This is a genomic window from Alteromonas sp. MmMcT2-5, assembly GCF_022348315.1.
GTDB classification, from domain to species: Bacteria; Pseudomonadota; Gammaproteobacteria; order Enterobacterales; family Alteromonadaceae; genus Alteromonas; species Alteromonas macleodii.
Genome location: NZ_JAKRFB010000004.1, coordinates 16714 through 43110, shown reverse-complemented (window position 1 = coordinate 43110; position 26397 = coordinate 16714). Strand labels below are relative to the sequence as shown.

Below are 26397 nucleotides of genomic sequence, written 5' to 3'. Positions count from 1 at the left end.
AAAACGAAGAAGCATAATTTTAGAACATCGCAAAACACAACGTGGTTACCGTTGTGTTTTATACGTTTAATTTAGCTGTGCACATTGTGCGGCGCCTCGACAAGTAGTGGAATAATAAAGCTAATGTTTTCAAGCATCCTTCGAAAAGTATTCGGTAGTAGAAACGACCGACTATTAAAAAAATTACGCAAAAACGTAGATGCCATCAATGCACTGGAAGCAGAATTTGAAAAGCTTTCCGATGAGGCGCTAAAGGCTAAGACAGACGAATTTAAAGCGCGTATTGAAAAGGGTGAAACCCTTGACGATATTCTTGTAGAAGCCTTCGCTACGGTGCGTGAAGCAAGTAAACGCGTATACGGCATGCGTCACTTCGACGTTCAGATGCTAGGCGGTCAAGTACTTCACCAAGGTAAAATTTCAGAAATGCGCACGGGTGAAGGTAAGACGCTTACTGCTACCTTGCCAACTTACCTCAATGCTTTGTCTGGCAAAGGGGTTCACGTTGTTACTGTGAATGATTACCTTGCTCGTCGTGATGCTGAGTGGAGTAACCAGTTATTTACTTACCTAGGTATGCGTGTGGGCTGTAACGTGCCTGGTATGTCGCCGCAGCAAAAGCGTGAAGCTTATCAAGCTGACGTAACCTATGGTACGAACAACGAATTTGGTTTTGACTACCTTCGTGACAATATGGCATTTAGCCCACAAGACCGCGTACAGCGCCCGCTCAACTATGCGGTAGTGGATGAAGTTGACTCAATTCTTATCGACGAAGCCCGTACACCACTTATTATTTCTGGTCAGGCCGAAGATAGCTCAGAGCTATATCGCCGCATCAACACCATTATTCCTAAACTTGTTCAGCAAGAAAAAGAGGATGAAGAAGGCCAAGAGGGCGATGGTGACTACACGATTGACCTTAAGGCAAAACAAATTCATCTTACCGAGCGCGGTCAAGTTCACGTTGAGGAAATTCTTCAGCAAGAGGGCATGCTGCCTGAAGGCGAGTCGCTGTTTGCTGCAGGTAATATTTCACTGCTTCATCATATTAACGCTGCGCTTCGTGCACACAAGTTGTTTGCTAAAGACGTAGACTACATCGTTAAAGAAGACCAAATCGTTATTGTTGACGAGCATACGGGTCGTACGATGGAAGGCCGTCGCTGGTCTGAAGGTCTGCACCAAGCTGTGGAAGCGAAAGAAGGGGTTCGTATTCAAAACGAAAACCAAACCCTTGCGTCAATTACCTTCCAGAATTATTTCCGCTTGTATAACAAGCTTGCGGGTATGACAGGTACAGCAGATACAGAAGCCTTCGAATTTAACCATATTTATGGCTTAGAAACGGTAGTTATCCCAACAAACCGTCCTATGCAGCGTAAAGATATGGCTGACCTCATATACCTAACGGCAGAAGAAAAATACGAAGCGATTGTTGAAGACATTAAAGAGTGCGTTAAACGCGGTCAACCTACACTTGTGGGTACTGTGTCTATCGAGAATTCAGAACTCATTTCTCGCATTCTTAAGAAGTCGAAAATTCCTCATAAAGTGCTTAACGCTAAGTTCCACGAACACGAAGCAGATATCGTTGCTCAGGCTGGTAAGCCAGGCGCGGTTACGATTGCGACTAACATGGCAGGTCGTGGTACCGATATCGTGTTAGGTGGTAACTGGCAGGCAGAAGTAGAGAAGATTGAAAATCCAACTGAAGCGCAAATCGAGAAGATCAAAGCTGAATGGAAAGAAAGCCATGACGCTGTGCTTGCCTCAGGTGGTTTACATATTATTGGTACAGAGCGTCACGAGTCTCGCCGTATTGATAACCAGCTTCGCGGTCGTTCGGGTCGTCAGGGTGACCCGGGTTCAAGCCGTTTCTACCTTTCATTAGACGACGCACTTATGCGTATCTTTGCCTCTGAAAAAATGGGCAACATGATGAAGCGTTTAGGTATGGAGCGTGGTGAAGCCATCGAGCATCCGTGGGTAACTCGCGCCATCGAGAATGCACAGCGCAAAGTAGAAGGTCGTAACTTCGACATTCGTAAGCAGTTGCTTGAATACGATGATGTAGCTAACGATCAGCGTAAAGTCATCTACGAGCAGCGCAATGAGCTTCTTGATGAAGGCGATATTAGCGAGACTATCGCGGCTATTCGTGAAGACGTTATTTCAAGTGTTGTCGATGAGTACATTCCGCCACAGTCTCTAGAAGAAATGTGGGATGTAAGCGGACTTGAAGAGCGCATGCGTGCCGATTTCGCCGTAGACTTGCCAATCAAGACCTGGCTTGAAAATGACGACAAACTTTACGAAGAGAAGCTTCGCGAGCGCATTCTTGGCGAAGTCGTTGATGCTTATAAGCAGAAAGAAGCGGTAGTGGGCGAGCAGGTGCTGCGCCAGTTTGAAAAAGCGGTAATGCTTCAAAACCTAGACAGCCATTGGAAAGAGCATTTGGCGGCAATGGATCACCTGCGCCAAGGTATTCATTTACGTGGCTATGCGCAGAAAAATCCTAAGCAAGAATACAAGCGTGAGTCGTTTGCTTTGTTCTCACAAATGTTAGAAGCGCTTAAAGTTGAAGTGATCACTATTCTTGCTCGTGTAAAAGTACAAGCTGAAGAAGACGTGCAAAAAGTAGAAGAACAACGTCGTCAAGCTGACGATGTGCCTAAGAACTTCGAGCACGAAGAAGCGAATGCAACGCCAGAAGAGGCAAGTGACAAAGTACGTACGCAAGTTCGCGAAGGTGCGAAAGTAGGCCGTAACGACCCATGTCCTTGTGGCTCTGGTAAAAAGTATAAGCAGTGTCACGGCAAGCTTAAGTAATGAAAGTAGTACATGTTGCTGTGGGCGTTATCGCCCGCGGCGATGAAATATTCATTACGCTTCGCCCTGACAATCTTCATCAGGGCGGAAAATGGGAATTTCCTGGCGGTAAAGTGGAAGGGGGTGAAACCGTTCTACAGGCGCTTAAGCGAGAGCTTGCTGAAGAAGTGGGAATTACCGTTAATCACAGCGAGCCTGTGATTGTGATCACCCATGATTACGGCGACAAGCAAGTTAAACTAGATGTTCATCGCGTGTGTGAATTTACCGGCGAGCCGCACGGCAAAGAAGGCCAACAGTCGCGGTGGGTCAAGGTGACATCATTAAACGCCTCTGACTTTCCTGAAGCGAATATCCCCATTATTAGCGCATTGCAAAAATAATAAAAACGGCCACATCTTAAAGTGGCCGTTTTCTTTTAGAGCAGTTCTATTTTTAGCGATTTTTTTGCTTTAGATTGGAAAATTAAGAACGCTCAACAAGATATACCCTTTCGGAGTTACACCTACAAGGTTATTCGTTCAGCGGTGGCAAATGCCACATCCAGTTTGAAATAAGCGGCTTCATTAATAAAGTGCGGGTAGGTTTCAGTTTCGTTTTCCCACACGATATCTTTGCCGTCAAACGTCCGAAATACAGGTGCTCCAGGCATGAGAGGTTTGAAATCGTTATCTTGCAGTGAATGATGGATCATGGCGGTACGTTTTCCATTAGCATCTAACGGAAAAGACACGTTATCGCCTAAACGAAAAGCTTCACAGGCAGGCAAAGCGTCAGTGTTAATTTGCCCTTTATTATACGCGGCACAAAAATCCAATATTGCTTCAGCCATGGTTTGTGTTAGAAGGTAAACATCTTCTCTTAACACGCCCTGTGGCTGCCCACCCACTTCTATCATTACACCTTTCTTACCAGTGGTGCACAGGTAACCATGTTCAAGGTAGGGCTTTTCGTCTTCTACCAAAATGTTGGCTTCTGGCATTTGTTGCTTTACGTATCGCGCCAGCTGAATATGAAACTCATCCGCTTCCAAAATGATGAGCGTAGCACCCATTTCGCTGGTGGTGTTGTGAATATCAATCACAAAATCTGTGTTCGAATCACCCTTAGGCCCTAACTGTTGGTTAAGAGCCTTAGCAAGCTCAGCTTCTTTCGCAGAATTGTTATTCGATAAACGTTCAAAGGTAAACTGACGGTTTAAGTCTTCGTCTACGAAACGTACGTTTGCCGCAATGGCCGCTTCATTGGCGATGCTTAACGAAACATTTAGCTCATTAAATCGCGAAGGTAGCCCAAACTGTTGCCAGTTTCGAATAAGCTGAATACCACTGGTTTCATTTCCATGAGTACCACCAACAAGCGCGATAGAATTAAACATTCATGTTCCTTTTTGTATAGGTTGAGGATGAGGAAGGCTGCGCAGCGATCTATTGAGTAATATTGTGATGAATTAATACGTTCGCTGTCTGCGCATCTACCCACGACTTGGAGATCAAGTAAACCGATACTACACCACTGTGCTTTGTACGAAAATACGTCTTAGTGGAATTTACCTAAATACTGGTGTTTGCCAAATTGTGGGGAAAGACAGCGCGTATTAGTGCTTAAAGAAGTCATCTGTTTGCTGTGCTAGCATCGCCTCTATCTCTTCAACATCGATATGCTTGGGCGTTGCGTCTTCTGCAGGCTTGCCGGCTATTTTTCTGTCTTCAGCGGCCCATTCACCTAAATCGATAAGTTGGCATTTTTTACTGCAAAAAGGGCGATATTCGCTTGTTGGTGCCCAAACAACCTGCTTGGCACAAATAGGACATTTCACTTCCATTATTTACTCCAGTGAAATACGTCTAAACGGCGAAGTTTGCGATTTGCTTATACTACCGCAGACGGGAAATAATAAATTAAAGACTCTGGCCTGCTGATCTTTGCGGTACATCACACGTCAGCAGGTCTTAAGTTTAACAGGCAGCTAAACGAAACTGAATACTGCTTTCCACTGCGCCAGATTGGCCCTCTTGAGGAGAAAATAGCATGAAGCGGAGTGCGTAACGGTATTTGTTGCCGCTAAGCGTAGGGTAATACCCTTCATCAACGCTACATTTAACGCGAATTAACTCGTTTTTATCTTCTGCAGCGCCTTGATAAAAACCGTTGTCAGCAACCACATTGACAAATTGACCTCGTTCGCGAATGAACGACAGGCTAACAGCAATAGCATCATCGAGTAAGGCTAACGTTTCAAGCCATTGCGCTATTTCAGCGAGGCGTTGTTCAAGGGGTTGTTGTAACCAAAAATGAAGATTGGGCAAATCGAAGCTACACGCGCCACCTGGAATGGCAAAGCGCTGCCTGATTGCGCTTAGCAGTTTATCTTCTTTCAAAGCACTACCAAAACGGCGGTCTGTTTTTAGCTTTTGTTTTAGGGTAAGCACGGTTTTTAGCGCTTGTTCTAAGGCGGTGCTGTCAATTTTCGGGTGCTTAGACCAATACACCAAGTTCTTTTCATGGGCTTCGAGGTCTTTGGTAAGATCGGAGCGAAGATCCAGTCTTTCAATGAGATCAAGTAATTCGAAAAGCTGTTCAAAGAACACCAGCTGCAGATGAGTATGTTCTGATTTAGCCGTAATCTTAAGTTGTCCAAGCAGCTGCTCAACACGTAAATAGTTACGTACTTTTTCCTTTAGTGGAAATTCGAAAACAGCGTGACCCATGGAACCCCTTAAAACACATAGACTTAGAGAAATATCGCTAAAAATTTAGCTGAACAGTGAAAGGCAACAAGCCTAAAGCATCAAAGCGTTTAAGCCAAGTATACTTGTTCGCCAAATCTTTACTTTGACGTTAATTGGTCAAAAAAGTTTCAAAAATCAATCCGTAAGGCTGTAACGCCCTGCTTTTAGATAGTGAATTTAGTTATTAGGGATGTGTTTTTGCGTTAACTTCGTCTATCAACTTCACGCTTTAGATAGCAAAAGTAAGTGTTCATGCAAGGTCGAAACTTGCGAAGAGAGGGCGTTTAGGCTGGTGCTATTGTCTAATACATGGTCTGCAGCGCTCAGCCGTTCTTTACGGCTAGCTTGTGACGCCATAATACTTTTTATCGTTGCTTCAGAGCTACCATCTCGCTTTAAGGCGCGTTCAAGCTGAAGCGCTTCAGGACAGTCAACCACTACTACGTAGTTACACATTTCAGTAAGCTTGTTTTCAACCAATAGTGGAACAGACAAGATGCAATAGGGGGAAGCCGATTCCATGATTAGCTGTTGCATGCGAGAACGAATAAGCGGGTGGAGAAGGCCGTTCAGCCAGGTTTTTTCATCTGGGTTAGCAAAAACCTTCTCTCGAAGTGCGGCGCGATCAAGGCTACCGTCTTCAAGCAAAATACGCTCGCCAAAATGCTCAGCTATTTGAAGCAACCCTTGTGAGCCCACGGCAACCACATCTCTTGCGACCTCGTCGGCATCCACGATGTCTATGCCTAACGACGCAAAAATATCAGTGGCAGCAGATTTACCGCTACCTATCCCGCCAGTAAGGCCTACTACAAAGGGAGTCTGCTTATTCATAATGCCGGCACCTTCAAACTAAAGTACGTAATCAAGATAGGTGGTAATAATGGCATCTTTAAAAAGCAGTGTCAGCCAACCCGCCACTGCGAGATAGGGACCAAAAGGAATTGCCAGCGACTTACCTTTGTTTTGAATCACCATTATGAGTATGCCTGCAATTGCACCAACAAACGAAGAGAGCAAAATAATAATGGGCAAGCCTTGCCAGCCCGTATAAGCGCCAAGTGCGGCGAGCAGCTTGAAATCGCCATAGCCCATACCTTCTTTGCCAGTGGCAAGTTTAAATAGCCAATAAACAGACCATAAACTTAAATAACCCGCCGCTGCGCCAATAATAGCGTCGGTGGTGCCTACAAAAATGTGTTGCGTGCTCAACAGTAACCCCAACCACAGTAGAGGCAGTGTCAACTGGTCAGGTAATAGCATCTTATCTAAGTCAATAAAAAGCAGAGCAACGAGTATGTAGGTAAACAATACGGCCCATAGTGCTTGCGATGTGACACCAAATTGATAGGCCGCAAACGTACAGGCTAAAGCAGTAAACAATTCAACCAGCGGGTAACGAACTGATATTCCAACTTTGCATTTAGCGCACTTACCTTTAAGGAACAGGTAGCTAATAACAGGAACATTTTCCCATGCGCGAATTTTGTGGCCGCAGCTAGGGCATGTGCTGTTTGGTTTTACAAGGTTAAATACTTCTTCTTTCGCTGATGAGTTTTTATCATTAGGTGTCGGCTCACCCTCGCTAAAATAGCTTTGGTACTCTTGCTGCCAGCTGCGTTCCATCATAATAGGCAAGCGGTAAATCACCACATTCAAGAAACTGCCAACCATTAAACTTACAAAAAAGACTAGGGAGTAGAATACAGCAGGGTAAAGCTGACTAAGCGTAATTATCGCGTCCATGGTATGTGGTTCTTATAACTGTTGATTTTCGTTCTTTTGGTGCTGAGCCACGTTATACCACGTTACCCATCTGGAATATAGGGAGGTACATAGCCACAATCAAGCCGCCGATTACCACGCCAAGTACGGCCATGATCATTGGTTCTAGTAGGCTAGTTAAACCGTCTACCATATCATCTACTTCAGCTTCATATATGGTGGCAATTTTGCTGAGCATTTCATCAACCGCGCCCGACTCCTCACCAATGGCAATCATCTGCGTCACCATGTCAGGGAATACTTGTGTAGCGCGCATTGCAACATGCATTGGCATACCGCCCGCCACTTCTTTACGCATGTATAAAATGGCTTCGCGGTATACTGCGTTACCCGATGCACCTGCGGCGGATTCAAGTGCGCCAATAAGCGGCACACCTGCTGCAAAGGTCGTGGCTAAGGTTCGGGTAAAGCGCGCAATACTGGCTTTTTTTAGAATTTCGCCGATAACGGGAATTTTTAAAATGTTGCGGTCTACCGTGTCACGTAGCTTCTGGCTTCGCTTATAGGTGCGCATAAACATAAATCCAGCACCACCAATACCTATGGCTATAAAAATACCGTAGTCTTGGACGAACCGTGAAATAGCCAATACGAACTGGGTGAAGGCAGGGAGTTCTGCGCCAAAGCTGCTGAAAATTTCTTCAAACTGCGGCACAACAAATATAAGAAGGATGGTCGTAACAATAAAAGCAACAACCAAAACTGCGATAGGGTAAAACATCGCTTTTTTGATTTTTGATTTTAGTGCTTCGGCTTTCTCTTTGTAGGTCGCGATGCGGTCATAAATGGTTTCAAGTGCGCCCGACTGCTCACCGGTGTAAACCAAGTCGCAATATAAATCGTCAAAATAAAGAGGGTGTTTTCTGAGCGCCGATGAGAGCGGGTTACCTGATTTAACCTCATCGGTAATTTCGGCTAAAAGTTTCCGCATGGATTGCTTTGAGTGACCTTGTGCAATCATTTCTAACGATTGGATAAGTGTAACACCCGCGGCAAGCATGGTGGCGATTTGACGCGATATGACAGAAATGTCTGCTGGGGTTATTTTTTGGCCACCACCGAAAAGTGGTTTAGCTAGTTTTTTTACTTTGTTGGCAGAGATCCCTTGTCGACGAAGAAGGTTTTTTGCTTCGGATAAGGAAGTGGCAGAAATTTCTCCCTTACGTGATTGACCATGGCGGTCTTTTCCTTGCCAAATGAACACCGTTGCTGCTTTTGCCATGGTTTTTCTCTTTACTTTAGAAGTTATGTATCTCAAATACAAAAACGCCCAGACTTATCTGGGCGCTTTCCAAACAACTCAGCGATTAGCAAAGGTCTGCTGGAGTACAGCCTTTCGACCACTTAACGTTACCATCAGTAACGTCAGGAGTTAAAGTGTATGTAGCTGCATCAGTACCGTCTGTAAGGCCTGAGTTTCCAGAAGCAGTCGCTTTAATAACACCGTCAGTAACTGTTAGGCCAACAGTATCAGCATCAGCTGTAATAGGACCAGGAACGCCATTATCGCCTTCATCACAATCAGCAATGTTACCAGTAGAGGCATAACAGATCTCTACAGCAGTTTTTGCTGCTGCAGTTGCGTTAGTTACTTCTGTGAACTTCGCTTTTTGCGTGTAGTTTTGGTAAGCAGGAAGTGCGATTGCTGCAAGGATACCTATGATTGCAACAACAATCATTAGTTCGATAAGGGTGAAACCTTTTTGGTTTTTAGTATTCATGTTCATCATGGTTTTTCTCCGGGACGTGTATAACACGTAAAGTTTAAATCTAATTCAAATTGACGTTTATACCCGAGTCGTCCATTTAACGCCCCTGGTACTTGATACTCAGTATAGAATTTTATTTGTTACTGACAAGTATAGGCAAATATACCTATGTCTAGCTTTTTCAGTATGACACGGTTCGCAGTGCCTTGGCAGGCTTTATCACTTGAACTTTCGTATAAAAGTTAATGACTTAAGTGCGTATGCCTATCTATACACAAAAAGCATTATCGAGAAATGACTGAACAGAATGACGAGTAATCGTATTGTAAATTATACATCTACTCGGTGATTTAAAATTACTGTGTAACCTCAACCATCAAGGTTTCAGTAATTAAAGCCACAGTATAGGAAAGTGATAATTGCGATAACGTGAATTTCACTGAAACACTTTAGCTTTATAATAAAACACGTGCAACAAAGAAGCCGCGTTATAAAGGTGGAAGTACAAGGGGATAAGCAACACATTCGCTTACCTAATGTTAAATCCACCTTTACAGCTTTTAATTTGGCTCTTTATCTTTCTTGCTTCGCTAGGACAAATTAATGCGCAAAGACAAATCAATAGCCTGAACGTGTTTAGTTAAGGCACCAGATGAAATGTAATCTACGCCTAATTTCGCGAGCGAAGCCAGTCGTTCATCAGTAATGTTTCCTGATACTTCCAGTTTACATTGACCTTTGTTGAGCGCTACTGCCTGTTGGATCTGTTCGTTAGAAAAATTATCCAGCATGACAATGTCGGCACCTGCACTAAGGGCTTGTTCAAGCTCGGTTAAGTTCTCTACTTCTACTTCAACAGGCTTGCCCGGCATCATTGTTTTCGCTCGGCTTACGGCTTTCTCTATGTTTCCGCAAGAAAATATGTGATTTTCTTTAATTAAGAATGCATCGAACAAACCCACACGATGGTTTTGACCACCACCACAACGCACCGCGTATTTCTGTGCGTGCCGCAAACCTGGCAACGTTTTGCGGGTATCGAGAATTTTAGTGTTGGAGCCATCTAAATACTTAGCGTAAAAGGCAGTAACAGTGGCGGTTGCTGACAGGGTTTGTAGGAAGTTAAGCGCCGTACGTTCTGCCGTCAATATCGCGCGAGCAGAGCCTTCCAAACTAACCAGTACGGTGTTGGCATCAACTTTGTCACCATCTTTTACATGCCACGTTAGCGACACCGACTCGTCGATTAGTGCAAATGCTTGGTTTGCCCATGCGATTCCACAAACCACGCAAGGCTCTCGCGTAATAATAGTGGCTTTTGCATTGACACTTTCATCTATCAGGTTCGCCGTAATGTCGTTTGCAGCATTTAATTCGCCGCCAAGATCTTCAATAAGTGCGTTCGATACTTGCTCTCGAATCGCTTGCATGTCTGGTGATGTCATCTTCATCGCTATGATCTATGCTATCTGTGTATTTAAAGGGTACGCAATATTAACCATTCTCCGCGCTGAGTAAACTCTAATTGGCGAAGAACACTCATTCCCAGCAATATATGGTCATCTTGCATACCGGGGTTTAAGTTTGCTTTTACATCGCGCACCACAATTTCACCAATGCGCAAAGTTTCAATAGTCGATTCGGCGACTCTTACAACGCCGTTAGCTGTGCTGGCTAACCCTTCTCGACCCGCTTTGAGTTGAAGCTTGTTAGCCAAATGAGCGGGAACGGCCACGTCAGTGGCACCTGTATCAACAAGAAATACGACTTCCTCACCATTAATATAACCTGTTGTCACATAGTGACCTTGGCGATTTTGCTTAAGTCGGACTTCGGTTTGTGAACCAATACGCTCTGATGTTGGTTCGCTATTTGGGTTAATTTGTTTTTCTAAAAGATCTGAGAAAACAAAAACCAGTAGACCAAAACCGCAAATCCAAGCAAGCGCAACCATCCATTTACCCGTCGACGCTGTCGGGTCTTGTTGTTCATTCATGCTTCTACCTTTCTTATAATAGTGGTGCACCGCTTTTCGTATTGCTAAATACTCGGCGTAATCTCTTAAGCAAAGGACTAACGTGCTGATTAGCTTATTAGAATGCAATGTATAGCCCTATACACTTATATCCATATACAATGTAGGCTATAACGCAGAAAATCAATTATCGAAGCAAATACTATGGTGCTTTACAACGAAGCAAAGTACACAGCAAGTCCGCATTATGATGCCCGTCCTGACAGCGCAGACGTTAGCCTGTTAGTGATACACAATATTTCACTACCTCCTTCACAGTTTGGTACGCCGGGCATTCGCCAATTGTTTACCGGAACCCTCAATCCTGATGAACATCCTTTCTATAGAGAAATTGCTGGGTTACGGGTCTCTGCTCATTGTGTAATTTATCGAACGGGTGAAATAGAGCAATTTGTGCCCCTTGAACAGCGGGCATGGCACGCGGGCCTGTCTTCATTTCAAGGCCGCAGCCGCTGTAACGACTATGCTATAGGTATTGAACTTGAAGGTACTGATACGTTGCCTTACACCGATGCACAGTACCAAGCCCTTGGCGAACTCACTGATTTTATTACGAGATACTATCCTCGGATCACTTTAGGGCGTATCGTAGGCCATAATGATATAGCACCAGGGCGAAAAACTGACCCTGGTGCAGCTTTCGATTGGGCAAGATATAGAATGCGCGTTGCTGGGTTTAAATAATTTAACTAATCCGCACTGCAGAAAAAAGGAAACTCAATACCTATGATGTTAATGAGCTTGCTATTAGTTCTCAGCCTCGAGCGGTTGATAACAAAAACACCTAATTGGCATATTGAAAAGTATGCCGCTCAATATCGTGCTTTTCTTCAAGATAAAGGGTTGATTAAGTTTCAAGAAGGAAATGAAGGTGAGGAGGGGAGTAAAAAGGCCTCATCCACAGCACTTTATTTCTATCTTTTACTTCCCGCAGTAGTGCTGGGAGCAATTGAATACTGGGTACTTGGTGCATTTCTTACGTTTATAGAGCAAAGCATAATTTTGTTCATCTGTATTGGCTGCCCTGCATTGCGAGCCGTCTACAAGAGTTTTTTGAATGCTGCTGATCGAGGTGACCTTCAGGCGTGCAGTATGTACACCGACCAACTAGGGCATTGTGCAAGTCAAACAGACAGTGACGGAAGTGCGGGTACAGAAGGCAAAACTTTTGGCCAACACCTTACTTGGCTTAACTATCAACACTATGCCGCTGTGATGCTGTGGTTTATTGCTTTTGGTGCACCTGGCGCGCTGTTTTATAGCTTGAGTCGAAGCACAACCGAGGCATTGTGTGATGCAAATCACCCTTTAAAAGCCGCTGCGGGAAGATTGATGTTTGCGCTCGATTATATTCCTGTTCGCGTTACCGCTTTTGGCATGTTGATGATGGGACATTTCTCACGAGCGTTGCCTGAGTGGATTAAGTATGCACTTCAGTTCGATGTACCTGCATACGATGTGCTTACACAAATTTCTTCGAAAGCTGAGATTCTAACGCCTGATGAACAGCAGTTGCAGGCTGAAAATGCAGCAATAGAACCGAAGGTGCTTGTAAAGTTAGCAAAACGTAATGTTATTTTTCTTCTTGTAATAACATCAGCGCTCACGCTTGTAGGCAGTCTTGCATAGTCATTATTTTTAACATTTACTAGCCTACTTGGCTTAGAAGGGCGTTTGGTCTATTTATTAATTGTATGTAGATCAGGCGCTTTGCCCCTATTACTGCATTCTCTCTTCCTCATCAGACCAGTTTACGGTTACTGATTTTTCTTAACAAATTCAACAATAAAGCTTAACACCCAGCAAAAGGTAAATGCTTTGCTATGCTTGTGAGTATTTACCTCGAAATCGATCTGCCTTAAACTAGATAGGTAAAATGGTATTACCAATTGTGTTTGTGATTAAATATTCCACGATTATTTTTTACATTCACCGCTCTTATAACGTCGCTATTGTTATAGAGCACGGTTTAAATAGAAGGATACGTAGAGCGCATGCGGCAGCAGCGAAAAAAACTCTCTGATGTGATTACCGAGCAACTCGAGTCAATGATACTCGACGGTACGTTATTGGCTGGTCAGAAATTACCGCCAGAGAGAGAGCTTGCGCTTGAATTTGATGTATCGCGACCTTCGCTTAGGGAAGCCATTGGTAATCTACAGGCACGTGGGTTGGTAGAACGTAAGCAAGGCGGCGGTACGTTTGTTAATCGCAACCTTAATTCTGCCATGACAGACCCCCTAATGGACTTAGTTAGCCAGCGTCCTGAAACTCAATTTGATTTGCTTGAATTTCGTCATGCGCTTGAAGGGATGGCGGCGTACTACGCGGCACTTCGTGGTCAACCTGAAGATTACAACGCATTGAAGCAAGCATTGAACGACGTACCTACGCCTAAAGCGCACGAAAGCAAGCGTGCCCAAGCTGAGGCGCTAGGACAGTTTTATATCATTATGGCAAGAGCATCACACAATATGGTGTTGTTGCACGTAATGAGCACCATGCAAAGCATGCTGGTGGACAATATTGAACGAAACTTTGACATGCTGGCAGCGCACCCTGAAGCGGTGGAAGACATTGCTAAGCAGCGTCGTGAAATTGTAGAAGCCATTGCTTCTCGCGACCCTGAAGCTGCGCGTCAGGCATGTAATACGCATTTGGCGTTTATTGAAAAAACGCTATTAACCATTAATCAACGCGATACCCGCGTACAGCGCGCATTGCGACGATTAGAGATTTAGTTACTAGTCTGACCTTTTATAAGATAAGGGCTAGATAGCTATTCATTCGCAGAGGCCGGTCAGGTTTTTCCTGTGCCACTGCAAAAGCAGGTGAGCCAGATTGGGTCACTGTGAGTACAACGTAATTTAGTTTTCCTTCTTTTAGCGCCTTTAAGAGTAGAGGCAATGCTAAGGGAGGATTTTCTATATAAGCAAAAAATAGGATGGCACCATGTCTGATATGATGCACCAAGATGTAGATCCTCAAGAAACTAAAGAGTGGATTGATGCGCTTGAGTCGGTTTTAGAAGAGGAAGGCGTAGAACGCGCCCACTATTTACTCGAAAAACTTATTGATAAAGCTCGTCGCAGCGGAGCGCATCTACCGTATGACGCAACTACTGCCTACATCAATACTATCCCAGCAGCGCAAGAGCCAAAAATGCCTGGTGACTTGACCATCGAAGCGCGCATCCGTGCGGCAATTCGTTGGAACGCATTGATGATTGTATTGCGTGCATCTAAGAAAGACCTAGAGCTTGGTGGTCACATTGGTAGCTTCGCATCATCGGCTATGCTTTACGATGTTGGCTTTAACCACTTCTTCAAAGCGCCTAACGAAAATCAAGGCGGCGACTTTATTTTCGCTCAGGGCCATATTTCTCCAGGTATTTATGCGCGCTCATATATGGAAGGCAACTTAACTGAAGAACAGTTAAACAACTTCCGTCAAGAGTGTGCTGGCGATGGTCTGTCGTCTTACCCACACCCTCACTTGATGAAAGACTACTGGCAATTCCCAACCGTATCTATGGGTCTTGGTCCACTTCAAGCTATCTACACAGCGCGCTTCCTTAAGTACCTAACTAACCGTGGTATTAAAGACTGTTCAGGTCAGCGTGTTTACTGCTACATGGGTGACGGTGAGTGTGATGAGCCAGAGAGCTTGGGTGCAATTGGTCTTGCTTCTCGTGAAGGCCTAGACAACCTAACGTTTGTTATCAACTGTAACCTTCAGCGTCTAGACGGCCCGGTACGTGGTAACGGCAAAATTATCCAAGAACTTGAAGGTACGTTCCGCGGCGCTGGCTGGGAAGTAGTGAAAGTTATTTGGGGTAGCTACTGGGATGAGCTACTGGCTCGTGATAAATCTGGCAAGCTTATCCAGCTTATGGGCGAAACGGTAGACGGTGAATACCAGAACTGTAAAGCCAAAGGCGGCAAGTACACCCGTGAAAACTTCTTCAACAAGTATCCTGAAACAGCGGCACTTGTAGCGAACATGTCTGACGACGACATCTGGCGCTTGAACCGTGGTGGTCACGATCCAGTTAAGGTATTCGCGGCTTACCAAAAAGCCATTGATACGAAAGGTCGTCCAACGGTAATCCTTGCTAAAACGGTTAAAGGTTTCGGTCTAGGTGCATCAGGCGAAGCACAAAACGTGGCGCACAACGTTAAGAAAATGGACGTTGATTCAATCAAAGCGTTCCGCGATCGTTTCAATATTCCTGTAGCAGACGAGAAAATTGCTGACCTGCCATACTTCAAGTTCGACGAAGACAGCGAAGAAATGAAGTACCTTCGTGAGCGTCGTGAAGCACTAGGCGGTTACTTGCCTTCTCGCCGTGAACAGGCTGAAGAGCAGCTTGAAATTCCTGAGCTAAGTGCATTCGACGCCATCTTAAAAGGTTCAGGTGACCGTCAAGTATCGTCAACCATGACGTTTGTACGTGTACTTAACGCTCTATTGAAAGATAAGAAAATTGGTAAGCGTATTGTGCCAATTATTCCTGATGAAGCCCGTACATTTGGTATGGAAGGCTTGTTCCGTCAGGTAGGTATTTACGCTAATGAAGGCCAGAAATACGTACCGCAAGATGCCGACCAAGTCGCTTACTATCGCGAAGATAAGAAAGGTCAGGTATTACAAGAAGGTATTAACGAGCTAGGTGCAATGGCATCGTGGGTTGCGTCGGGTACGTCTTACTCAACGTGTAACGCTACCACTATTCCGTTCTACATTTACTACTCAATGTTTGGTTTCCAACGTGTTGGTGACCTTGCATGGGCGGCAGGCGATAGCCAAGCGCGTGGTTTCCTATTAGGCGCAACTGCGGGTAGAACCACACTTAACGGTGAAGGTCTACAGCACCAAGACGGCCACTCACATGTTCAAGCGAACCTAATTCCTAACTGTATTACTTACGACCCAACGTATGGTTACGAAGTAGCAGTTATCGTTCAAGACGGTCTACGTCGCATGTACGGTAATAATGAGAATATTTTCTATTACCTAACATTGATGAACGAAAACTATCAACACCCAGAAATGCCTGAAGGCGATGATATTGCTGAGCAAATCATCAAAGGCATTTACAAGCTAGAGCGCGTTGAAAATGACAAGTCTAAGCTGAATGTTCAGTTGATGGGCTCAGGCACTATCTTGAACGAAGTACGTAAAGCGGCACAGATTCTTTGTGACGACTACAACGTATCTTCTGACGTTTACTCAGTGACCTCGTTCAACGAGCTAGCGCGTGAAGGTCAAGACGTAGCACGCTGGAACATGCTAAACCCAGAAGCTGAGCAAAAAGTACCTTACATTGGTCAGGTAATTACGAAAGACGCAGGTCCTGCGATTTCTGCCACTGACTATGTGAAGAACTACTCAGACCAAGTACGTGCGTTCATCGAAACTGAATACCGCTGCCTAGGTACAGACGGTTTCGGTCGAAGCGATAGCCGTGAAAACTTGCGTACTCACTTTGAAGTTAATGCGTCATACATTGTGGTGGCATCACTTTACGAATTGGCTCAGCGCGGTGACGTTGAGAAGAAAGTGGTAGCAGAAGCCATTAAGCGTTTTGAAATTAACGCTGAAAAACTTAACCCACTTTACGCGTAAGCCAGATAAGGTATTTTACATATGTCAGATATTCAAAAGATTATCGTACCCGACGTAGGCGGTGACGAAGTTGAAGTTATCGAGCTATGTGTTGCCGTAGGCGACAACATTGAGGCTGATGAAGGCGTTGTTACTGTTGAAAGTGACAAGGCGTCAATGGACATCCCAGCACCGTTTGAAGGTGAGATTGTTAGCCTGTCTGTATCAGTAGGCGATAAAATCAAAGAAGGCGATGTGATTGGTGAAATGAAAGTTGCCAATGGTGACAGTGCCGATGAAGGCGCGTCTGAAGAAAACGCTTCAGATGAATCTTCTAAAGAAGATGCACCTAAGCAAGAAGCACCAAAAGACGAAAGCAAGTCAGAAGCAGCGCCAGCTGCGTCTGGCAGCAGCGAAGTGATTGAAGTTGCAGTACCGGATATCGGTTCTGACGACGAAGTAGACGTAATCGACGTATTGGTTTCAGTGGGCGACACCATTGAAAAAGAAGATGGGCTAATTACTCTTGAAACCGATAAAGCAACCATGGACGTTCCTTCAACACACGCAGGTACGGTGAAAGAAGTATTCATCAGTACTGGCGATAAAGTGAAAGAAGGCACAGTTGTTATTAAGCTTGAAGTAGCGGGTTCAGGCTCGTCTTCAAGTGAATCGGCGTCTAGCGATGCTTCTTCTGAAGCGTCTGCACCGGCTGCGCAGGAAAGCGAAAAGCAAGAATCAGCGCCAGCGGCATCTGCAGGTAGCGAGACTATCGAAGTAGCTGTACCAGACATTGGTGAAGACGGTGAAGTTGACGTTATCGATGTACTTGTATCAGCTGGCGATACCGTTGAAAAAGAAGACGGTCTAATTACGCTAGAAACTGATAAAGCCACCATGGATGTGCCTTCAACGCATGCAGGTACGATTAAAGAAGTCTTTATCAAAACGGGCGACAAAGTTAAGCAAGGCACCTTGGTTGTTAAGCTAGAGACCAGCGGTGGCTCGTCTTCAAGTGCAGCTGAAAAGCCTGCTGAAGCACCTAAGCAAGAAGAGACTAAACAAGACTCACAGCAAGAAGAGACTCAACAAGCGTCACAACAGGAAGCTTCGCAAGGTCGCTCTCCTGTGCCTCCAGCGCCAGAAGCCAAGAATACAGGTAAAGCACATGCTTCTCCTTCGGTACGCCGTATCGCTCGTGAGTTTGGTGTAGACCTGACTCAAGTTAACGGCTCTGGCCCTAAAAACCGTATCTTGAAAGAAGACGTTCAAGCCTATGTGAAAGCTGAGCTTGCGAAACCTCGCACAGCAGCAGCTTCAGGCAGTGCGCCTGTGGGCGACAACGTACTTCAAATCGTGCCGGTTAAGCCTGTTGATCACAGCAAGTTTGGTGAGATTGAAGAACAAAAGCTTTCTCGAATTCAAAAGATCTCTGGACCTTTCTTACACCGTAACTGGGCGACTATCCCGCACGTTACGCAGTTCGACGAAGCAGATATCACTGAAGTTGAAGAATTCCGTAAAGAGCAAAACGCTTACCACGCGAAAATTAAGTCTGGTCTTAAGATCACGCCACTAGTATTCGTTATGAAAGCGGTAGCGAAAGCCCTTGAGAAATACGAAGTATTCAACTCATCACTGTCTGACGACGGCGAGAGCTTAATCATTAAGAAGTTTATCAACATTGGCATTGCGGTTGAAACACCGGGAGGCCTTGTTGTACCTGTTATTCGTGACGTGAATAAGAAAGGTATTGAGCAGCTGTCTCAAGAGCTTATCGACACCTCTAAGAAAGCCCGTGAAGGCAAGCTTAAAGCGGCTGACATGCAGGGTGGAACGTTCACCATCTCTAGTCTAGGCGGTATTGGTGGCACAGCGTTTACACCTATTGTAAATGCACCAGAAGTCGCCATATTAGGTGTGTCGAAGTCTGAGATGAAGCCTAAGTGGAATGGTAAAGAGTTTGAGCCGCGCTTAATGGTGCCGCTAAGCCTGTCATACGACCACCGAGTCATCGATGGTGCGGTAGGTGCAAGATTCTCTACAGAGGTTGCTGCAAACCTAACTGACTTACGCAGAATCATACTTTAAATAAAAGGTCGAAAAAGTTTACAATATCAGTAACATTTTCGACGATTTTATAAGCCCATTTGGTGGCATTTAGGTTATGCTATTACACAAAAGTAATAGCATGACCCTACAAGAACAGGATTGAGGTTCACAATGAGCGAAATTAAAACGCAATTGGTGGTACTGGGCGGCGGCCCTGGCGGTTATTCAGCAGCATTCCGTGCGGCTGACTTAGGTATTGAAACAGTTATCGTAGACTCACGCGACACGCTTGGTGGTGTTTGTCTTAACGTTGGCTGTATCCCTTCAAAAGCACTTCTTCACGTTGCTAAAGTGATGAAAGAAGCGAAGCACCTTGCTAGCCACGGTGTGTCGTTTGGCGAGCCTACCATCGATTTAGATAAAATCCGCGAATACAAAGACGGCGTTGTTAAGCAACTAACAAATGGCCTTAGCGGTATGTCTAAAATGCGTAAAACCAAGCATGTACAAGGCTTCGGTAAATTTACAGGCGCAAACACCCTAGAAGTAAAAAATGGTGACGACGTTACTACTATTACTTTCGAGAAAGCGATTATCGCTGCGGGTTCTGAGCCAGTAAGCCTACCGTTCATCCCAGAAGATGAGCGTGTAATTGACTCAACTGGCGCACTGGAAATGAAAGACATTCCAGAGAAAATGCTAGTACTAGGCGGTGGTATCATCGGTCTAGAAATGGGTACTGTGTACGAAGCACTTGGCTCGAACATTGATGTAGTTGAATTCTTAGATCAGCTAATTCCAGCAGCTGACAAAGACATCATGAAAGTGTTCATGAAAGACTACAAAGACAAGTTTAACATCATGCTTGAAACCAAAGTGACTGCGGTTGAAGCAAAAGACGATGGCTTGTACGTAACATTTGAAGGCAAGAAAGCGCCTGCAGAGCCAGTACGCTACGACAAAGTACTTGTTGCTGTTGGTCGTAAGCCAAACGGTAAGCTAGTTGGCGCAGATGCGGCTGGCGTAAACGTTGACGAGCGTGGCTTCATCAACGTTGATAAGCAAATGCGTACTAACGTTGACCACATCTTCGCAATCGGTGACCTTGTAGGTCAGCCAATGCTTGCGCACAAAGCGGTTCACGAAGGTCACGTTGCTGCAGAAGTTATTGCTGGACAGAAGCATTACTTCGACCCACGTGCTATTCCTTCAGTAGCGTACACTGAGCCAGAAGTTGCTTGGGTTGGTCTAACTGAAAAAGAAGCGAAAGAGCAGGGCGTAAGCTATGAAACAGCAACGTTCCCATGGGCTGCTTCAGGCCGTGCAATTGCATCTGATGCAACTAACGGTATGACCAAGATGATTTTCGAAAAAGAAACGGGCCGCGTAATCGGTGGTGCTATGGTAGGTACCAACGCGGGCGAAATGCTTGGCGAAATCGGCCTAGCTATTGAGATGGGTGCTGACGCTGAAGACGTAGCATTGACTATCCACGCTCACCCAACGCTTAACGAATCAATTGGTCTTGCGTCTGAAATCTTCGAAGGAAGTATTACTGACCTGCCAAACCCGAAAGCAAAGAAAAAGAAGTAAATTAGCTTCTTTGTTCGAACTACGAAAAAACCGCTCTTTGAGCGGTTTTTTTATTAGGGCTTTGAATGTTTTAGAACCACTTTACCTGCGATAGCACAACGCAATGACGAACATGTTAAGTCTCGCCGAGTGTGTAGTTATCTAAGCAGGCTAGTATTAAGCTGTTTCTTTTCCAACCGCTACGGTGTCGCGTTCTTCGTCCATTTCATCGTTGCTGGGCGTTTTCAAATGCGCTGGCGTGAATTCTTCACAGTCCATATTGCGCTGGTCCATAAAGCGCTTAACCGTTTCGGCGCAATAGGCTTTTCTACAGCATTGAGAGAGCAGCATTTCATGACGTTGTACACGCTCGCGAATAAATCTAACTACGAGTCCTCTAAGCCACTGTAAGCCCGCGTCTTGATCCTGACGTTTGTGCCACATCACAGACAGCGGAGAGCTGACAATTTCTATTGGCGTTTCAAATACTGCCAATTCCCCTGAGAAAATCTCTTTTTCCATTACCAAAGACGGTGCTACACAAATAAGGTTGCTCTCTTTTAGTAACGGTGTAGCGTTATAAAACTGGTTTACTGACATTGCCACGCGGCGTTTAAGGCCTAAATTCGCCAGTACCTGATCTGTAGGGCCAGTCACATCGCCTGTAACAGAAAACAGAAGATGATCAGCCGCGACAAAGTCTTCTAAGGTCAATTGAGATTTTGCTAATGGATGATCGGGGCGCATTACCACAACCCAGCTTGGGTCGAGAACATGTTCGGCACGAATAACAGAGCCAGGCTCCTGATATTTAGAGAAAGTGAGCTCTGCTTCAGCATCTTTGAGTATTTTATCGGTTTCCATGTCGTAATTAGGAATGGCATGGATGTTAATACCAGGCGCTTCATTCTCAATCACTTTGCGTAGCGGCCCCCACACCATAGAAACGATGCTGTCAGTTGCAGCTATACGAAAAGTACGCTTAGCCGTTGCAGGGTTAAAGTCAGTTGGGTTAACGGCGACTTCGAGTTCGCCTAAAGGGCCCTGAATCTGACTCCATAAATTTTTAGCAAATGAGGTAGGTTGAATACCGCGGCCGTCTTTAACGAACAGTTCATCTTTCCAAGCTGTGCGCATACGAGAAAGTGCGTTAGATACCGCAGGTTGCGTCATCGACAGCCTGTCAGCTGCGCGGGTAATTGCACCCTCGGTCATGATGGCATCAAAAATCATCAATAAATTTAAATCATGTGGACGCATGGTTGTCTCCGGTGTCTATTGCGGACAATCTACTTTCATCTATCGAACGATGAAAAAAGCTGCCGATTACTTCGTTTTTGGCTATGTAATTTAACTGACATAGTTTAGTTATAGGTTATAGCTAAAAGCATTTATTTTCCAAATGAATGCGACGAACGACACTGGTACACTATACCGCTGTAACCGTTGATTTCCCTAAGCTCTCGCTTTTTATACGGTTATTCTCATTTTCTCTGCGAAACCATTCTTCTAAATTTTTAAAAGCAGTTGTCTCTGTCAGCCCGATCTTCAATATATAACATCATGTGATGTGTTGCATATAAAAAGATAATTATTTTTATTGTTGGTGGCGATGCATAATGCACAGCATCAAACTTTAGTTTAATTTTTAAGAGAATCTTGCAATGAAAACTTTTACCCGTTTATTGGCAATAGTAAGCCTAACTGCGCTTGTCGCTGCATGCGGTGGTGACGAGCAGGATCCAAGTCAATCAATGAGCGCTGGCGCAAATGCTGGTGTTCCTGTTGATGTGGCAACGGTTGTGTCTCAGCGTTTAACCGAGTGGGATAATTTTACAGGTCGTTTAGAGTCTCCGCAAATTGTTGCGCTTCGCCCTCGCGTGTCGGGCTATATTGATTTTGTTGCATTTGATGAAGGCGAATATGTCGAACAAGGGCAAACCCTATTCTTAATTGATAACCGCACGTTTAAAGCAGAAGTTGATCGATTGACTGCACAGCTTGAAGAAGCCAAAAGTCGCGTTCAGTTGGCTGAGCAAAACTATAGCCGTGCTTTTAAACTTCGTAAAACCCAGGCAGTTTCTGAAGAAGTCCTTGATGCCCGTTTAGCTGAGAAAAACCAAGCGCTTGCAAGCTTAAACCAAACGCAAGCCGCACTTGAAGTAGCGCGCCTAAATCGAGGCTTTGCTCGTGTTGAAGCACCTATTTCTGGACGTATTTCTCGCGCAAACATCACTGAAGGTAACTTTGTTACCGCAGGACAAACAGAGTTGACTCGCATCGTATCGACCGACCGTTTATATGCGTATTTCGATATTGATGAGCAGACCTACCTAAACTATCTAACCGATAAATCAGCGGCTTCAACAGCAGTGAGCGAGCAGCCGGTAGCGATGCGCCTTGCTAACGAGTCTGATTATAACCACTGGGGTCAAATTGATTTCATCGACAACCAGGTTAACGGTAGCACCGGCACACTTCGCGTTCGTGCCGTATTTAATAACGAAGAAGGTCGTTTAATTCCGGGATTATTTGCACACTTAAAATTGGCAGGTGACACCGATGAACAGGGCATTCTTATTAAAGAAAAAGCTATCGGCACAGATCTTAATAATAAGTTTGTACTGGTTGTAAACGACGAAAGTAAAGTGGAATACCGTGCGGTTAAGCTAGGCGACAAAGTGGGTAGCATGCGCATCATCACAAGCGGCTTGAATGTAAACGACACCATTGTGGTTGATGGCTTACAGCGCGTTCGCCCTGGTGCCCAAGTTGCCGCTAACGAAGTGCCTATGGGTGATGAAGATGCTTTGGCAAACTTATCTAGCTGGCAGTCACGTGTTGATAATGCAACACAAGTAACCCAAAACATGGCGCAGTATGAGGATGTTTTATCTGGTGGTTCATTTGCCACAGGTACAGCAACAGCAGGTCTTAAGTAATGAACATTTCGCAGTTTTTCATTAGCCGCCCGATTTTTGCGGGCGTGCTTTCCCTACTTATTTTTATAGGTGGTGCAATTGCTGTCTGGCAACTACCTATCACTGAATACCCAGAAGTAATGCCGCCTACCGTGGTGGTAACTGCGAATTATCCCGGTGCAAACCCAGAGGTTATCGCGGAAACAGTTGCAACGCCGCTAGAGCAAGAGATTAACGGTGTTGAAAACATGCTGTATATGTCATCACAGGCAACCAGTGATGGCCGTATGACGCTAACAATTACGTTTGCCATTGGTACGGATCCAGATGAAGCCACAACGTTGGTACAAAACCGTGTAAATCGCGCGACACCGCGTTTACCTCAAGAAGTGCAGCGCTTAGGTGTGGTAACTGAAAAATCGTCGCCAGATTTAACCATGGTAGTGCACCTGACGTCGCCGGATAATCGTTATGACATGCTTTATCTTTCAAACTATGCTGATCAGTTTGTTAAAGACGAGCTAGTGCGAATCAATGGCGTTGGGCAAGTGCGCCTGTTCGGTGCTGGTGAATTCAGCATGCGAGTATGGTTAGACCCTAACAAACTGGCTGCGCTCCAGTTAAACCCTGGCGATGTGGCAGCAGCTATTGCCGATCAAAACCAGCAAGCGGCGGCAGGTAGCCTAGGCGCACAGCCTACGGGTACCAGCGAATTTCAGCTGCTTATCAATGTGCGCGGCCGTTTAAAAGATGAAGCCGAATTTGAAAATATTATTGTTAAGTCGGGTGAGAATGGTGAAATAACCCGTCTTAAAGACGTTGCGCGTATCGAACTAGGTTCAGAGTTTTATGCACTGCGTTCACTTATTAACAATAACCCTGCGGCAGCGGTTCCGGTTTTCCAAGCACCAGGCTCTAATGCAATCCAAATTTCAGATGACGTTCGCGCTCGTATGGCGGAACTGTCTAAGGCGTTCCCTGAAGGCCTTGAATACGAAATTGCCTACGATCCTACTGTATTTGTTCGCGGTTCGATTGAAGCGGTAATTAGTACACTTCTTGAAGCTGTATTGTTAGTTGTACTTGTTGTTGTACTGTTCTTACAAACATGGCGTGCGTCTATTATCCCACTCGTTGCAGTGCCTATTTCACTTGTGGGAACGTTCGCCTTTATGCAGCTAATGGGCTTCTCGCTTAATGCACTGTCGCTGTTTGGTCTAGTGTTGGCAATCGGTATTGTTGTGGACGACGCCATCGTTGTTGTTGAAAACGTAGAGCGTAATATCTCTGAAGGCAAAGCGCCGTTTGAAGCCACCGTACAGGCAATGAAAGAAGTAACCGGTCCTATCATTGCCACAACACTGGTACTTGCTGCGGTATTCGTACCTACTGCTTTCATGAGCGGTCTTACCGGGCAGTTCTATAAGCAGTTTGCGCTAACAATTACTATCTCTACGGTAATTTCTGCAATTAACTCGTTAACGCTTAGCCCTGCATTATCTGCATTGCTGTTGAAGCCTCACGGTAAAGCGAATGACTGGTTAACCCGTTTAATGGATAAAGTGTTTGGCCGCTTTGTATTTTCACCGTTTAACCGTTTCTTTGACCGTAACTCAAAGCGCTACACTGGTGCTGTGGGTGGGCTTATCCGTAAGAGCAGTATCATCATGGTGCTTTACGCGGGTCTGTTAGGGCTCACTTACTTCCAGTTTGCCAATACACCAACAGGCTATGTTCCGCCGCAAGATAAGCAGTATTTGGTCGCCTTTGCTCAACTGCCTAATGCAGCAAGCTTAGACAGAACTGAAGAAGTGATCCGTGAAATGTCTCGTATTGCTATGGAACACCCTGGTGTTGAAGATGCAATTGCATACCCTGGCTTGAATATTAACGGGCTTACCAATAGTCCAAGCTCAGGCGTGTTGATTGCAACGCTGACTGACTTTGATAAAAGAACGACGCCTGATCTATCTGGTGGCGCCATTGCTGCCCAGCTTAACCAAAACTTTGGGTCTATAAAAGGTGCCTTTGTGGCAATATTCCCGCCGCCACCAGTAATGGGGTTAGGCACGATTGGTGGTTTCCGTTTACAGGTTGAAGACAGAGGAAACCTAGGCTTTGAAGAACTTGAGCGTGTAACGCAAGAAGTGATCGGCAAAGCGTGGGCACACCCAGCGCTTACCGATGCATTCACTAGCTTCACTGTTGCTGTACCTCAGCTCGATGTAGATGTAGACCGTGAAAAAGCGGTAAGCCAAGGTGTAAACATCGATACCTTGTTTACCACCATGCAGGGCTACTTAGGTTCGTTATACGTGAACGACTTCAACTTGTTCGGTAGAACTTACCAAGTAAATGTACAAGCTGATGCCCAATACCGTCAGGATATTGAGAACATTACGCAGTTTAAAGTGCGTAATGCACAAGGTGAGATGATCCCGCTTGGCTCATTCTTGAACATTGAGCACAGTGCAGGCCCTGACCGTGTTATGCACTATAACGGATACGTCACCGCTGAAATAAATGGTGCAGCAGCGCCAGGCTATTCTTCTGACCAAGCGAAGGCAGCTATTGAAGAAATACTGGCTGAAACGTTACCACTTGGCATGACTTACGAGTGGACAGAGATCACCTATCAGCAAATATTAGCGGGTAATGCATCAGCGTTTGTATTCCCATTAGTTGTGCTTTTGGTGTTCTTAGTACTGGCTGCACAATACGAAAGCCTGCGTTTGCCACTGGCAATCATATTGATTGTTCCCATGACCTTGCTGAGCGCGCTTATTGGTGTGCAAGTTTATGGCGGCGACAACAATATTTTTACCCAAATAGGTTTGATTGTACTGGTTGGCCTTGCAACGAAGAACGCCATTCTCATTGTCGAGTTTGCAAAAGAGCTACAAGACAAGGGGATGGACGCGCTTTCAGCTATTAAAGAAGCAAGTCGCTTACGTCTTCGTCCAATACTAATGACATCCATTGCTTTCATCATGGGTGTACTGCCAATGGCGGTATCAACCGGTGCCGGCTCTGAAATGCGTCAGGCCATGGGGGTGGCAGTATTCTCAGGCATGATTGGTGTTACCGTATTTGGACTTATCTTAACTCCGGTATTTTATTACCTGATACAGCGTAAAGGTTAACTCTCCCGT

General features: G+C 45.2%; 20 protein-coding genes. 10 read left to right on the top strand and 10 right to left on the bottom strand.

Going from position 1 to position 26397, the window contains the following annotated elements; genetic code table 11:
- The first annotated feature begins 123 nt into the window (after positions 1–123).
- Positions 124–2832, top strand: a complete 2709-nt coding sequence (secA, locus tag MHN09_RS04380; protein ID WP_239239316.1) for a preprotein translocase subunit SecA — start codon at positions 124–126, stop codon at positions 2830–2832.
- Complete coding sequence (gene mutT / locus MHN09_RS04375; protein ID WP_239239314.1) at positions 2832–3215, top strand: 8-oxo-dGTP diphosphatase MutT; 384 nt, start codon at positions 2832–2834, stop codon at positions 3213–3215. The genes secA and mutT overlap by 1 nt, the downstream gene beginning before the upstream one ends.
- A 122-nt stretch (positions 3216–3337) precedes the next feature.
- Here mutT and MHN09_RS04370 read toward each other — a convergent pair whose 3' ends face one another.
- The 9 genes from MHN09_RS04370 to MHN09_RS04330 form a co-directional block, all read right to left on the bottom strand.
- Positions 3338–4210, bottom strand: a complete 873-nt coding sequence (locus MHN09_RS04370; protein WP_239239311.1) for an aspartoacylase — start codon at positions 4208–4210, stop codon at positions 3338–3340.
- 219 nt (positions 4211–4429) lie between these two features.
- Positions 4430–4657, bottom strand: a complete 228-nt coding sequence (gene yacG, locus MHN09_RS04365) for a DNA gyrase inhibitor YacG (protein ID WP_014980027.1) — start codon at positions 4655–4657, stop codon at positions 4430–4432.
- A gap of 133 nt (positions 4658–4790) precedes the next feature.
- Positions 4791–5543, bottom strand: coding sequence for a cell division protein ZapD (gene zapD, locus MHN09_RS04360; RefSeq protein ID WP_039227984.1), 753 nt, complete (start codon positions 5541–5543; stop codon positions 4791–4793).
- 243 nt (positions 5544–5786) lie between these two features.
- Positions 5787–6398: a dephospho-CoA kinase gene (gene coaE, locus MHN09_RS04355; protein ID WP_168462669.1), complete on the bottom strand. Its 612-nt coding sequence runs from the start codon at positions 6396–6398 to the stop codon at positions 5787–5789.
- An 18-nt stretch (positions 6399–6416) separates the two neighbouring features.
- Positions 6417–7310, bottom strand: a complete 894-nt coding sequence (locus MHN09_RS04350) for an A24 family peptidase (protein ID WP_239239308.1) — start codon at positions 7308–7310, stop codon at positions 6417–6419.
- 52 nt (positions 7311–7362) lie between these two features.
- Positions 7363–8571: a type II secretion system F family protein gene (locus MHN09_RS04345; RefSeq protein WP_156086798.1), complete on the bottom strand. Its 1209-nt coding sequence runs from the start codon at positions 8569–8571 to the stop codon at positions 7363–7365.
- An 85-nt stretch (positions 8572–8656) separates the two neighbouring features.
- Positions 8657–9079 carry a prepilin-type N-terminal cleavage/methylation domain-containing protein gene (locus MHN09_RS04340; RefSeq protein ID WP_275446423.1) on the bottom strand — a complete coding sequence of 141 codons (423 nt, stop codon included), beginning with the start codon at positions 9077–9079 and terminating at the stop codon, positions 8657–8659.
- A gap of 569 nt (positions 9080–9648) precedes the next feature.
- Complete coding sequence (gene nadC, locus MHN09_RS04335; RefSeq protein WP_039232174.1) at positions 9649–10503, bottom strand: carboxylating nicotinate-nucleotide diphosphorylase; 855 nt, start codon at positions 10501–10503, stop codon at positions 9649–9651.
- A 32-nt stretch (positions 10504–10535) separates the two neighbouring features.
- Entirely contained in the window at positions 10536–11054 is a 519-nt protein-coding gene (locus MHN09_RS04330; RefSeq protein ID WP_014950400.1) for a TIGR02281 family clan AA aspartic protease, read from the bottom strand.
- A gap of 183 nt (positions 11055–11237) precedes the next feature.
- Here MHN09_RS04330 and ampD point away from each other — a divergent pair, with 183 nt between their 5' ends.
- The 6 genes from ampD (at position 11238) to lpdA (ending at position 20345) form a co-directional block, all read left to right on the top strand.
- Positions 11238–11777, top strand: coding sequence for a 1,6-anhydro-N-acetylmuramyl-L-alanine amidase AmpD (gene ampD, locus MHN09_RS04325; RefSeq protein WP_239239306.1), 540 nt, complete (start codon positions 11238–11240; stop codon positions 11775–11777).
- Between the two features lie 42 nt (positions 11778–11819).
- Positions 11820–12722 (top strand): beta-lactamase regulator AmpE, encoded by a 903-nt coding sequence (gene ampE / locus MHN09_RS04320; RefSeq protein ID WP_039228009.1) that lies wholly within the window; start codon positions 11820–11822, stop codon positions 12720–12722.
- Between the two features lie 365 nt (positions 12723–13087).
- The gene (gene pdhR, locus MHN09_RS04315) at positions 13088–13834 is read left to right on the top strand and encodes a pyruvate dehydrogenase complex transcriptional repressor PdhR (protein WP_014950397.1); all 747 of its coding nucleotides are present in this window, start codon (positions 13088–13090) and stop codon (positions 13832–13834) included.
- Positions 13835–14045: 211 nt separating this feature from the next.
- Entirely contained in the window at positions 14046–16721 is a 2676-nt protein-coding gene (gene aceE / locus MHN09_RS04310; RefSeq protein WP_039232184.1) for a pyruvate dehydrogenase (acetyl-transferring), homodimeric type, read from the top strand.
- Positions 16722–16742: 21 nt separating this feature from the next.
- Positions 16743–18791, top strand: a complete 2049-nt coding sequence (aceF, locus tag MHN09_RS04305; protein WP_239239304.1) for a pyruvate dehydrogenase complex dihydrolipoyllysine-residue acetyltransferase — start codon at positions 16743–16745, stop codon at positions 18789–18791.
- 132 nt (positions 18792–18923) lie between these two features.
- On the top strand, positions 18924–20345 hold the full coding sequence (gene lpdA, locus MHN09_RS04300) for a dihydrolipoyl dehydrogenase (protein WP_239239302.1): 1422 nt from the start codon (positions 18924–18926) through the stop codon (positions 20343–20345).
- A 156-nt stretch (positions 20346–20501) separates the two neighbouring features.
- On the opposite strand, the gene MHN09_RS04295 is transcribed toward lpdA, so the two are convergent.
- A complete protein-coding gene (locus MHN09_RS04295; RefSeq protein WP_239239300.1) occupies positions 20502–21584 on the bottom strand; it encodes a LysR family transcriptional regulator in 1083 nt (360 codons plus the stop codon).
- A 404-nt stretch (positions 21585–21988) separates the two neighbouring features.
- Here MHN09_RS04295 and MHN09_RS04290 point away from each other — a divergent pair, with 404 nt between their 5' ends.
- On the top strand, positions 21989–23266 hold the full coding sequence (locus MHN09_RS04290; protein WP_014950392.1) for an efflux RND transporter periplasmic adaptor subunit: 1278 nt from the start codon (positions 21989–21991) through the stop codon (positions 23264–23266).
- A complete protein-coding gene (locus MHN09_RS04285) occupies positions 23266–26388 on the top strand; it encodes a multidrug efflux RND transporter permease subunit (protein ID WP_049586092.1) in 3123 nt (1040 codons plus the stop codon). The genes MHN09_RS04290 and MHN09_RS04285 overlap by 1 nt, the downstream gene beginning before the upstream one ends.
- Positions 26389–26397: the final 9 nt, after the last annotated feature.